This is a genomic window from Granulicella sp. L60 (genome assembly GCF_009765825.1).
In the GTDB taxonomy this organism is placed as follows: Bacteria; Acidobacteriota; Terriglobia; order Terriglobales; family Acidobacteriaceae; genus Edaphobacter.
This window is the reverse complement of record NZ_LMUR01000010.1, coordinates 138,728-151,437: the sequence shown is the minus strand read 5'-3', so window position 1 is coordinate 151,437 and position 12,710 is coordinate 138,728. Positions and strand designations below refer to the sequence as shown.

At 58.3% G+C, this 12,710-nt stretch carries 8 protein-coding genes; 2 read left to right on the top strand and 6 right to left on the bottom strand.

Going from position 1 to position 12,710, the window contains the following annotated elements:
- Positions 1–11 precede the first annotated feature (11 nt).
- Together GSQ82_RS03940 and GSQ82_RS24915 are read left to right on the top strand one after the other, a co-directional pair.
- On the top strand, positions 12–2,075 hold the full coding sequence (locus tag GSQ82_RS03940) for an EAL domain-containing protein (protein WP_158790713.1): 2,064 nt from the start codon (positions 12–14) through the stop codon (positions 2,073–2,075).
- A gap of 150 nt (positions 2,076–2,225) precedes the next feature.
- Positions 2,226–3,725 carry an ethanolamine ammonia-lyase subunit EutB gene (locus GSQ82_RS24915; protein WP_254061409.1) on the top strand — a complete coding sequence of 500 codons (1,500 nt, stop codon included), beginning with the start codon at positions 2,226–2,228 and terminating at the stop codon, positions 3,723–3,725.
- 909 nt (positions 3,726–4,634) lie between these two features.
- On the opposite strand, the gene GSQ82_RS03925 is transcribed toward GSQ82_RS24915, so the two are convergent.
- The 6 genes from GSQ82_RS03925 to GSQ82_RS03900 all read right to left on the bottom strand — a co-directional run bounded on the left by GSQ82_RS03925 (position 4,635) and on the right by GSQ82_RS03900 (position 12,690).
- Positions 4,635–5,867, bottom strand: a complete 1,233-nt coding sequence (locus GSQ82_RS03925) for a PAS domain-containing sensor histidine kinase (RefSeq protein WP_254061408.1) — start codon at positions 5,865–5,867, stop codon at positions 4,635–4,637.
- Positions 5,868–6,042: 175 nt separating this feature from the next.
- On the bottom strand, positions 6,043–7,446 hold the full coding sequence (locus GSQ82_RS03920) for a sigma-54 dependent transcriptional regulator (RefSeq protein ID WP_158790711.1): 1,404 nt from the start codon (positions 7,444–7,446) through the stop codon (positions 6,043–6,045).
- Between the two features lie 19 nt (positions 7,447–7,465).
- Positions 7,466–9,319 (bottom strand): TolC family protein, encoded by a 1,854-nt coding sequence (locus tag GSQ82_RS03915; protein WP_158791277.1) that lies wholly within the window; start codon positions 9,317–9,319, stop codon positions 7,466–7,468.
- Between the two features lie 56 nt (positions 9,320–9,375).
- Positions 9,376–10,083: an ABC transporter ATP-binding protein gene (locus GSQ82_RS03910; protein WP_158790710.1), complete on the bottom strand. Its 708-nt coding sequence runs from the start codon at positions 10,081–10,083 to the stop codon at positions 9,376–9,378.
- Positions 10,084–10,669: 586 nt separating this feature from the next.
- Positions 10,670–11,392 (bottom strand): ABC transporter ATP-binding protein, encoded by a 723-nt coding sequence (locus GSQ82_RS03905; protein ID WP_158790709.1) that lies wholly within the window; start codon positions 11,390–11,392, stop codon positions 10,670–10,672.
- Between the two features lie 38 nt (positions 11,393–11,430).
- Positions 11,431–12,690, bottom strand: coding sequence for an efflux RND transporter periplasmic adaptor subunit (locus tag GSQ82_RS03900; protein ID WP_158791275.1), 1,260 nt, complete (start codon positions 12,688–12,690; stop codon positions 11,431–11,433).
- Between the last annotated feature and the right edge of the window lie 20 nt (positions 12,691–12,710).

The following is a 12,710-nucleotide window of genomic DNA, read 5'->3' as shown; positions in this document are numbered from 1 at the left end:
TCGTCGTTGCCATGGCGGCAGAAGACGCATCCGACCTACGCCGAGCCCTCGAACACAACGAGATCGTGCCGTACTTCCAGCCTCTCGTCGAGCTTCGCACCGGTCTCCTCCGGGGATTTGAGGTGCTCGCCCGCTGGAGGCACCCACTCCGCGGCGTCGTCTCCCCGGACGAGTTCATCCCCCTCGCCGAACGTACGGGCCTCAATGGCCTCCTCACCGGCAGCCTCCTTCGCACCGTCTTCATCAACGCACGCGACATCCCCGCCCATCTCACCCTCTCCGTCAACATCTCCCTCACCCAGCTCACCGATCTCACCCTCCCCAAACACATCCGCGCCGCCGCTGAGCACGCCGGCTTCCCCCTCAGCCGCCTCGTCCTCGAGATCACCGAAAGCTCCCTCCTCGGCAACACCGAACAAGCCATCCGCATCGCCCAGGAACTCAAAGAGCAAGGCTCTCGTCTCGCCCTCGACGACTTCGGCACCGGATACTCCAGCCTTCGCCACCTTCAGTCCCTTCCCCTCGACGAGCTCAAGATCGACGCCACCTTCGTCCGCTCCATGAACCACACCCGCGAGAGCCGAAAGATCGCCGCAGCCATCGTCGGTCTCGGCAACAGCCTCGGTCTCCTCACCGTCGCCGAAGGAGTCGAGACCCAGGCCATCGCCGACATGCTCCTCTGGCTCGGCTGCGACCTTGGCCAGGGCTGGCTCTACGGCCGTCCAGTCCCACCCGAAGAACTCCCCGCCGTCCTCGCCATCCGAATGCGCGCCTCCCCGCCATCCACCATGGCGCCCGACACCCGCGCCACCGCAGACCCGCGTTTCACCGCCGACCCCACCATGCCCATGCGCCTCGAGGCCCTCCCCACCCAGCGCCTCGCCCAGCTCCACGCCATATACGACGGCGTCCCCGTCGGCCTCTGCTTCCTCGACCTCAACCTCCGCTACGTCAGCGTCAACAAGCGCCTCGCCGAGATCCACCAGCTCCCCGTCGCCGCCCATCTCGGCCGAAGCTTCGCCGAAGTCCTCCCCGGCCAGGCCCTCCTCTGGGAGCCTTACCTCCACTGCGCCCTCAACGGCGAAGCCAGCACCGACCTCGAGATCTGTTACCCCGACCCTTCCCGCCTCGGCCGCACTCGCACCTATCTCATCAACTTCCAGCCCGCCCGCGACGAGGTCGACGAAGTCATCGGCATCTCCGTCTCCGTCGTCGACATCACCCGCCGCAAGCAGATCGAACAAGCCCTCTCCGAGAGCGAAGACCACTACCGTCACACCGTCGAACTCAACCCCGAAGTCCCCTGGACCGCCGCCCCCAACGGCATGATCCTCGACGTCAGCAATCGCTGGGAAAAACTCACCGGCCTCTCCAAATCCGACTCCCTCGGCGACGGCTGGCTCAAGGTCCTCCACACCGACGATCTCGAACCCACCCTCAACGCCTGGTCCGCATCCCTCCGCACCGGAGCACCCCTCGACATCAAATACCGCATCCGCTGGCGTAACGGCGACTGGCACTGGATGCGTGCCCGCGCAGCCGTCCGCCGCGGCGAAGACGGCACGATCCTCCGCTGGTACGGCACCGTCGAAGACATCGACGACCACCACAAAGCCGAAGAGGCCCTCCGCCGCAGCGAAGCCCGTCTCCAGGCCATCTTCAACGCCGTCCCCATCGGCATCGTCATCGCCGAAGCCCCCGACGGCCGCGTCATCATGAGCAACCCGCGCGCAGAAACCATCCTCCGCACCACCGTAGCGCCTCCCACCGTCATCGACGACTACTGCAGAGACTCCCACGCCTACGATCCCGACGCACCTCCCGATAAGCCCGAAGAACATCCCCTCGCAACCGCCATCATGAGCGGCAGAACCATCGGCCCCAAAGAATATCTTCGCTACTACATCGACGGCTCCAGCTCATGGATCAGCCTCAGCGCAGCCCCCGTCTTCGACCCCGACGGAAAGGTCTCCGGAGGCGTCGTCGCCATCCAGGACATCGACGAAGACAAACGCAAGATGGAGCGCCTCTCCGAACTCAACTCCGTCCTCAGAATTAAACTAACCAAGCCCTAGAACATCTTCGTTGCTTCTCTAGAGCAAAAAATTGTCGTCATTCTGAGCGAAGCGAAGAACCCCGTATTTTTTCTCGAAGCGCCGCGCTCTACACCTTTAAAGAAATACCGTAGCAACCGCGCCCACCCGCACCTGCTAGCGTAGAACCCAATGGCCCACGCCCACACCGTCGCAAGCGTCCGCTACACCTTCCCCAACCTCGCCGACCTCCTCGCCAAAGCCACCCCCGCCCGCTCCGGCGACGAGCTAGCCGGCATCGCCGCCACCAGCGCCCAGCAGCGCGTCGCCGCCCAGATGGCCCTCGCCGACCTTCCCCTCGCCCACTTCCACAACGAAGCCCTCATCCCCTACGAGTCCGACGAGGTCACCCGCCTCATCGTCGACACCAGCCGCACCCCGCAAGCCGTCACCGCCTTCGCCCCCATCTCCAGCCTCACCGTCGGCCAACTCCGCGACCACCTCCTCTCCGATGACGCCACCTCCGAGACCCTCGCCGCACTCGCCCCCGGCCTCACCCCCGAGATCGCCGCCGCCGTCTCCAAACTCATGCGCCTCCAGGACCTCGTCCTCGTAGCCCGCAAGATCCACGTCGTCACAAGATTCCGCACCACCGTTGGCCTTCCCGGCCGCCTCTCCACCCGCCTCCAGCCCAACCACCCCACCGACGACCCCAAAGCCATCGCCGCCTCCATCCTCGACGGCCTCCTCCTCGGCTCCGGCGACGCCGTCATCGGCATCAACCCCGCCTCCGACAACGTATCCGCCCTCACCACCCTCCTCCGCCTCATCGACCACATCCGTCTCCGCTACGAGATCCCCACCCAGTCCTGCGTCCTCGCCCACCTCACCACCCAGATGCAGGCCATGCAACAAGGCGCCCCACTCGACCTCCTCTTCCAGTCCATCGGCGGCACCGAAGCCACCAACACCAGCTTCGGCATCAACCTCTCCCTCATCGACGAAGCCCACCAGCAAGCCCGCAGCCTCAAACGAGGTGGCATACCCAACCCCATCCCCAACAATATCGACAACCCAAACACCCACACCGACAACCAGATCGACAACCAAGCCGAAGCCGCCGCATCCCCCGCCAAAACGCCCGCTAAAACCCTCGCCCAGGCCGAACCCGGAGGCGAAAACATCATGTACTTCGAGACCGGCCAGGGCAGCTCCCTCTCCGCCAACGCCCACCGCGGCACCGACGGCTTCGCTATCGACCAGCAAACCCTCGAAGCCCGCGCCTACGCCGTCGCCCGCCACTTCCGCCCCATGCTCGTCAACACCGTCGTCGGCTTCATCGGCCCCGAGTACCTCTACGACGGCAAACAGATCCTCCGCGCCGCCCTCGAAGACCACCTCTGCGGCAAACTCCTTGGCCTCCCCATGGGCTGCGACATCTGCTACACCAACCACGCCGAAGCCGACAACGACGACATGGACGCCATCCTCACCCTGCTCGGCACCGCCGGCGTCAACTACATCATGGGCGTCCCCGGCGCCGACGACATCATGCTCAACTACCAGAGCACCAGCTTCCACGACGCCCTCTACCTGCGCCGCATCCTCAATCTCCGCCCCTCCCCCGAGTTCGAAGCCTGGCTCAACACCACCGCCCCCCACCGCCTCACCCTACCCTCCATGCTCCCCTGATCCACCACAATCCAACCAACACCCACCCAACCGTTCTCGCTCCGCCCACCCTGTCCCTCACCACCAAACATGCATCTGCCCTCGCAGCCGCTGTCGCAATCGCAGCCTCTGTCGCTGTTGCTGTTGCTGTTGCTGTGCATTTGCTGCTGCTGTTTCTATTGCTGTTGCCGTTGCCGTTGCTTGCCCTTTTGGTTGTCATCCCCGTAGGGGATCTGCGGTTGTAGTTGTCTTTGCTGTTGCCGTTGTTTTGTCCCTTTGTTTGTCATCCCGTAGGGATCTGCTCTTGCCGTTGCGGTTGTCCTTGCTATTGCTGTTGCCCTTGAGGTAGAGCGAGGCTTTAGCCTCGCGTCTAAACCCAGCCACAGGGCCGATTCCACTCTGCCGAAGGCCAGAGCGAAAGCCGAAGCCGAAGCGACTAAATATTGCCTTTGCCTTTGTCGTTGCTGTTGCCTACCTTTTGTTTTGTCATCCCGCAAGGACTGCGGTTGCGGTTGCATTTGCCTTCGCGGTTGTTCGTCCCTTTTGTTTGTCATCCCGCAGGGATCTGCTCTGTCGCCTTCTGGTTTTGCAACTGAGACACAGCAAGGCTTCAGCCTCACGTCTAACCCCCACCGCAAAGCGGCCTCCAGCCTGTCCCACCCAAAACCCTGTCAACCCCCAAAACCGCCAAAACCCGCGCCAACCGCGGACATTCGCATGACGTACGAGTTATCCCCCAACCGCTATACTGGATATAGAAGATAAAAAAGCCCCGACAAAGTCGGGGCTTTTCCTATTAACCACCTAACCCATTTAGAAAGAAATATTTACCCGCAACCCATTTGATATGAATATTTTACAGAGAGACAAAAACGCAAAATGATGCAATCAAAGCACTTATCCCCACCCACCCCCCAGGGGGAGGGGTACTCAGGAGTTCGTCAAAGGGAGCCTAAGCTCAGCCCTGCACCCAACCTGGCCATCCAACCGATTCGTCAACTGCACCGACCCGCGATGCGCCTGCGCGATCTGCTGAGCCAGCACCAACCCGATCCCCGTCCCACCAGGCTTCGTCGTATAAAACGGAACAAACAAATTGCTCGCATTGCTCAACCCCGGCCCATTATCAAGAACGCCAATCACCACCTCTGGACCCACAATCCGCCACGTAATCTCCACCTGCGGCACTCCATCCGCAGCCGCATCCGGACTCAGCGCCGCATCCGCCCCATTCCGCACCAGGTTGATCAGCGCCTGTTCAATGTGATCCGCATCCACCTGCAACACCACATCTTCACCATCCATCACCTTCACAGCCACGCGCCTCTCCAACTGAGCCACCCGCTCCACCAACCCCCTCACCGCCACCGATGCCAGCTTCGGAGCCGGCAGCCCCATCAACTGCCGATACGCCTGAAGAAAACGGTTCAACGACTCCGAGCGATTCTCAATCACCGCAAGCCCACGCTCAAAGTCGCTGCTCTCGCCAATCTGATCCTTCAATCCCGCAATCCGCCCTCGAAGACTCTCGGCAATCGACTTGATCGGAGTGAGCGAGTTGTTGATCTCGTGCCCAAGCACGCGAATCAGCCTCTCCCAGGCCAGTCTCTCCTCCTCGCGCAGCGCCGCGCTTACATCCGAAAGCACCACCAAAGTATGAGGAACTCCGCGAAGACGAAAGCTCGTCCGCTTCACCATCCACCGTGCAGCCTTCTGTCCGCTGCCCAGCGAGATCACCTCGTCGTCGCCCACACCCAGCAATCCAGCCAGCTTCAGATCTTCTCCGGTATGACCAAGCACCATCTTCGACTGCAGCTCAAACGCCCGCTCACTCGCGGCATTCAACAGCACCAACTTCCCACCAGGGTCGAAGGCAAGCACAGGAGACTGCATCGAACCCATCACCCGCTCAGCCAGCTCCATCGCCTCCAGCGCACCCATACGCTGACCCTGCAACATTCCAGCCAACCGATTCACTTCCAAAGCCAAGTCGCCCAGCACATCGTTTCTCTGCCCTCCCCGAGCTCGAAACGAGTAGTCGTCCTCACGCAACGCAGCCACCACATTTGTAAGCGTCTGCAGCGGCCGAATAATCTGCTCCATCAACACAGAGACCAGAAACGCCCACCCCGCGATCAATATGACCATAACGACGCATTGCATGGAAACGTCCGCGGAATACTTTCGCAGCAACAACCAGCACAGCAGCACCACAAGCAATCCAGCCAGGTAGAACCACAGACGCAAGCGCCACTCGAACCTGAGTCGCCGTCCCGATCTCGTCAGCGGCAAGCGCGTACGCGCTCTTCCCCCGTCAAGCTCCGCGTCGGTATCTTCCTCAGAGGCCATACTTCTCGATGCGTCGGTATAACGCTCCTCGACTCAGTCCCAGAGCATCAGCAGCGTGACTCACATTGCCAGCCGTTCGTGCCAGCGCCTTGCGAATCAGGATCGCCTCCACTGCCTCCAGGCTCATGTCATCCATGCTCTGCGCAACTCCGCGCTGCGTATGCAACCCAAGATCAGCGGCTTCTATCCGCTCGCCCCGCGCCATCAGCACAGCCCGTTCTATCGTATGGTCCAGCTCACGCACATTTCCTGGCCAACCATAGTTCAACATCAGCTGTAGCGCGCTCTGCTCCAACCCTTGAATCTGCCTGCGATAACGCTCCGCGTACCTCGCCAGAAAATGTCCCGCAAGTGCTGGAATATCGTCGCGCCGATCTCGCAGCGGCGGCAGACTAATCTCAACCGTATTGAGCCGGAACAGGAGATCTTCGCGGAAACGCCCTGCCGCACATTCAGATCGCAGGTCGGCATTCGTTGCGGAAAGTATCCGCACATTCACCGTTTGGGTCTTCGACGAACCCACACGCTCCAACTCACCCGTCTCCAGGACACGAAGTAACTTCGCCTGCTGCCTCATCGGAATATTTGCAATCTCGTCCAGAAATAACGTCCCGCCATTCGCCAGCTCGAAGCGCCCAATACGATCTGTTCGAGCATCTGTGAAAGCTCCCTTTACGTGCCCGAATAGTTCGCTCTCAAACGTACCTTCCGGCAGAGCTCCCGTGTTCACGGCCACCAACGTACGACCGGCGCGTGCAGAAAGGCGATGCAGCGTCTGCGCCACAACCTCCTTTCCTGTGCCATGTTCACCCGTAATCAGGACGTTCGCATCGGAAGGTCCGACCCTTGCCATCGTCTCCAAAACGGCACGCATCGAAGCAGCCGAAGCGATGAAATCTGGAGCACCTGGAGCACGCAGAATCCGATTCTCTGCCTCCAACCACTGTGCCCTCTTCTGGCTGCGATGCAGATCCATCTGTGTCCGCAAGATATTCAGCAGACGCGCATTTTCCCACGGCTTTTGAATGAAGTCTCCGGCACCACGCCGCATCGCTTCCACAGCAAGGTCAATGTTGCCCCAAGCCGTCATCACTACAACCGGCAACTGTGCGTCAATCTCCTTCATTCGTGAGACGAGATCCAGTCCCTCCTGCCCCGAAGTTGTGTCGCGTGTATAGTTCAGATCGACCAACACCCCGTCGAAACTATTCCGCGCCAACGCTTCAAGTACCAACGCAGGCGATCGCACCATCTCGAGCTCATAGCCTTCAGGCTTCAACAGCAGATGAAGCGCCTCCAGAATGTGTGGCTGATCATCCGCAACCAAAAGCCTGCACGGCGGCTGCCTCTCTCCAATCGCCACAGCGTCCTTCTCTATTCGCTCCGCCAGCATCTCAACCTTCTCTCACCTGCTATTGCCCATTCGGGGCTATGCCCGTCTTCGCTGATTCTATCGAAATGCTATTGGCTTCCAAGGTAGACCCGATCGCGCGGTCTACCTCTATCTTCGCCTTTTGATAGGCGGTCATCGCCGCCACCAATGTGGATTCAGCCGCAGCGAGGTCCCGCCGCGCCGTTAAAGTCTGATAGTTTGAACCTGCCCCGAGCTCCTGCTCCTTCGCTGTAATGTCGAATGTCTTCTGTGCAAGATCGCGCCCTTTTCGAGCAGAGACGACTCGTGCCTCGTTCTGCTCCAGTGCATACTCAGCATTCCGAACCTCAATACGAATCTGCTTTTTCAACTGCTGCAGTTGAAGTTCCGACTGTCTCGTCTCCAGCTCCGCTCGATATTGGTCAGACTTTGCCACTCGATTGCGGATTGGAACATTTACCGAGACGCCGACATAATAGTCGGGAGCGCTATTATTAAGCGCTGTGCGTACAGCACCGGGAAAGTCCTGCGGAGAGGTCGACGGGGTGCCTGAGCCAGGATTCGGCGGGCCGGCCAGTCCTGAACCTCCATACCATCCCGTCAAAGCCACTGAAGGTAGCAGGGCGTTACGCGCTGCATCCCTGCTAATGCGGCTGTTCTGAAGATTGATATCTAACTCGCCCAGCTCTAACCGGTTCTGCATCGCCCGCGTAATCATGTCTTCGGTAGGGCCAGAGCCCTGCGATGTCGCATCCACCATCGAACTCTGATCGGTTGGCCGCACCGGCATCGCCTCCAAAATTGGGTCGTCCAGATTTTTGGTCAGGGCATTTTTCATCAAGAGTTCCTGAAACTGCAGCGCTGTCTTGGCGATTGTAAGATCCTGCTCGCGATTAGCCTCTTCAGCCTCATCCTTCATCACATCCATCGCAGGAATCGCCTGCAGCGCAAGCTGTTTGCGACCACTCTCCAAAGTCTGTCGTGCAAATTCTAGAGATCGGCTCTTTACTCCTTCATCCTCGTAAGCAGCCACCAAGTCCCAATACATATTGGCAACCTGCGTAACTGTTGTTACTACCTGAAGTTTGAATGCCTTGTCAGAGATTCGTTGATTATTCTTCGCAATCCGCAAAAATCGCAAGTTGGGCCCGAATCCAAAACCAGATAACAGCTGCTGCTGAAACTCAAGGCGGTAGTAGGTATTCAATGTAGGGTCCAGAAAACTCTGAATACTATTCAATGTTTGGCGATTGTTGTCGAATACCGCCGACAGTGTCGTTCCCGTTGGAAACGATTGCGTAAAGTTGATGTTTCCCGTCGTCGTATTCTGTTGCAGCGTCGGCACTCCATAGACAACAAGGTTAGACAGCGGCTGCGCATAGTGCTCGACGCTAAAGATTCCCGAAATAGTGGGATCGTATGAGGAGACCGTTGTTCCTGTACCCAGAGTGGACGAGACCAATCCGTTTGCTCCTGAACCGGCACCTCCGGCGCCGCTCGTCGTTCCACCAGCACCTGCACCGCTGGCCGCTGTGCCGAAACCTCCCACCCCACCGCCTGGAGTATTCTGAACCACACCCGTATTCACGCCGCGGAACGTTCCTCCAGCCTGTGTACGCAGTACATCGGCCGCTGCGATCGGCAGATTGTATCTAGCGATTGCAATGTCGAGGTTATTCTCCAACGCCAGCGAAATCGCGTCTTTCAAACTGAGCTCAAGAACTCCATTGTTAACAAGCGCATCGATCCGCGGCGAGTTCGCGAGATTAGGTTGCGGCACTAACGAAGCCCTGTACGCATTTATCGGATTGTCTGAGTGTGGGATATCGAGTCGCAACGCTGGCTGTGGAGCTCCCGGTGTCTGGCTCACCGCAGTTTGTTGCATCTGCGCCATTGCAGGTAGCTGCACCCATGTCAACACTCCAAAATAACTGAGTAGAGCTCTCAGCCTCACGCGCGCACCTCCACTCCCTCAACCGCTTCCAATCCAGCAGTATCCCGCGACAACCATCCATCTCTCAACTCGATGATGCGCGAGCCATGCTCCGCGTTCACCTCCGAATGCGTTACCTGCACAACTGTCGTACCCTCTTCATTCAGACGTCGAAATAGCTGCATGATCTCTTTTGCCTGCTCCGAATGCAGATTTCCCGTAGGCTCATCGGCCAACAACAACTCGGGCTTGTGAATCACCGCTCTTGCAACTCCAACCAGCTGTTGTTGTCCTCCCGACAACTGGTTGGGATACAGATCTTTCTTTCCCACAATGTTGAAGCGGTCCAACGTATCCGCCACTAATGCCTGCCGCTCAAGCTTCGGGATATCTTTATAAGACAATGGCAAATCGATATTCTCCGCCACCGTTAGGTCATCCAATAGGTGGTAACTCTGAAAAACCATTCCAATCCGACGTCGCGCCAGTTCTGCTCTCTGTTTTCGATTCATCGCATGCACCGCATCGCCGCCGAAGTAAAACTCTCCCCTCCACTGATCGTCGAGCATCGCAAGCACGTTAAGCAAAGAAGATTTGCCCGCACCTGATGGACCCATAACAGTTACAAATTCACCCTGTCGGATCGAAAGGTTGATTCGCCGCAGAACCCAAGTCTCTGTATGCCCCGTCTTGTAGCTGCGTTCTACCTTTTTCAGCTCAATCATCGTCCCGCTCCATGTCTAATACTTAAAATTCAAAAAAGGGCTTCTCTCGGAGTTACATTGATGGCGATGTTCATACCAGCACTGAGGGTGGCAAACGCGACGATATTACTGCCGGCGAGCCGGACCGAAGATGGTGATGCTCGCAGGTAACGCCACCGACCGATGTAGGCTGTGACGATAGCTTCTGCGGCCTTCTGTTGCTAACCCCTGCACTCACGTAAGCGACTGCTTACAACACTACGGAAAAATGGCGCTACACGGACCAGATTCAACTTGCGTACCGTATCCAACCGTGACCGCACAGATGCCTCGGGGATTGTTACCTCCAAACGGTATCGATCTGTGCCGATCAACACTGTCACGCCAGGCGTGATCTCCATGGCACATCGCCGAGCCTGCCGTTCACACGCGCTAATCCACGGCGTCGCCAACGTATCTACACGATGAAGGCACAATCTTGTCTCATTTCCATCCGCTGCGCCCAGAACTTCGGCATTTATTCCCACTCCCATCGCGATCAGTAACACGACCGCCGCGACGAACCACGGCATCTCGCGCATCGCTTGCCTCAGATCCTCTATCCACGTCATGCCTCTACCTCCGCTAATAACCGCTTCAGCTCGCCCTCTGCCACTACCTTGCCGTCGAACAAGTGCACCTGCCGCTCAGCGTGTGCCGCAAATCTTGGGTCGTGCGTCACCATGCAGATCGTCGAGCCTTCTTGATGAAGCTCCTGCAGCAGCTTCATCACGGCTTCGCCGTTCTTCGAATCAAGGTTCCCCGTCGGCTCATCGGCCAGCAGAATAGAAGGCAAACCCGCCAGCGCACGCGCTACTGCAACCCTTTGCTGTTGACCACCGGAGAGCTGTGCCGGATAGTGCCGCATTCGATGCGCCATGTTCACGCGTTCCAGCGATTGCTGTGCTCTCTTCTTCCGCTCCGCCGCCGGCATCCCGGCGCGATAAGTGAGGGGGAGTTCAACATTTTCGGCCACCGTTAGATCTCCGATCAGGTTGAAGCTCTGAAAGATAAACCCGATCTCCTGATTTCGGATCCGCGAACGGTCGGCGAAGTTCAGGTTCGCAACCTCCTTACCGTTCAATGTGTATTGTCCGCCCGTAGGTGTATCGAGCAATCCAATAATCGACAGCAGCGTCGATTTACCGCAGCCCGATGGCCCAGACATCGCCACATACTCACCGCGACTGATACTCAAGTGCACACCGGACAACGCGTGCGTCTCAATCTCGTCTGTGTAGAAAACCTTCGTCAGATCCTCGATCTGAATAATCGTCTCGCTTGCAGGCATTCTTGATCTCCTTGTTCTGACTCATTCTCAATTCATGCTTAGTTCAAGCGAATCCTGTCCGTGTTATCCCAACGACTCATATCCGACAGAATCACCGTGTCACCCTCCTGCAGGCCTTCAAGAACCTGGATGCTGTTCACCGACGCTCGTCCAACCTTTACCGGAACGCGCACCGCTGTCTTTCCATTCATCCCGAGTTTGAACAGACTGATCGTGCTGTTCTCATTTCCGAATGCAGGCCTGCCCACATAAAGCACGTCCGCCATCCGGTCCAGATCGATCGTTCCATCTACGCTTAGGTCGGGTCTCGCGCCCTGCGGCAGAGTTCCAGCCAGTTCTACGTCAACAGTGACCGTTCCGTTCAATACAGCCGGATCAATTCGCATCACCTTGCCATCAATTACGCCGTTATGGGTGTCAATCTCCGCCGGTTGCCCAATTTGAATGTCCCGCGCCTGCGTCTCCGCGATCTTCAAACTTGCCTTCAGCTGGTCCAACTGCACCACCTTCGCCAGTGTCGTACCAGTGTCCACATGTTCGCCCACTTGATGCGGCAACTCCGCCAGCACGCCGTTTATTCCCGCCCGGACACTCAAGGCGTCCTGCTGCTTCTGCTTCAGCCCTAGCAACGCCTTCGCTTGGTCCACCTTCGTCTGCTGCACTGCGAGCTGAGTCTCGATCGTCTTTTCATTCAGCGTCAGGCGCTCTTTTTCAAGATCGTTGCGTGTTGTCAGCTCGTCGGCCTTGCCCTTCGATGCGCTATAGGTCAGGCCGCTGATTACGCCGAGGTCGTACAGCGATTTATCCGTCGCAGCCTGCAGTTTGGCTTGGTTATGATCTGCCCCAACCGTTGCCGCAACTGCTTTCTGGTCCATTAGATCGCTCTGCACCTTTGCCTTAGTATTGATGTAATCCGCCTGCGCGCTCTTCAGTTGCAACTGCGCGTCCAGTAGCTCCTGCTGTAGCTGCGGATCCACCAGATCCATTAGCACGGTGTCGGGCTGCACTTTTGCTCCCGGCAGCACGCGAATTCGCACGACCGTAGCCTCGGTTTCTGCTGGAATCAGTCGAATCTTATCTTCTCTGGGCACCAGTGTTCCGGGGCCGCGCACCTGACGCAACAGTGGGCCGCGCTTCACCACATCAGTCCACACCGTTGCCCGGTCAACTTCAGGAGCTGCAGGCTTTAGCCGCGTTACAAAGAAAGCCACTGCAGCCAGCACTGCAACGCCGCAACCAGCCAAGACTAACTGTCTGCGTACCTTTTTCTTCTTAATGTCCGGTCTAGAGATATCCATCGCGCATGGGTAAGTGCAAG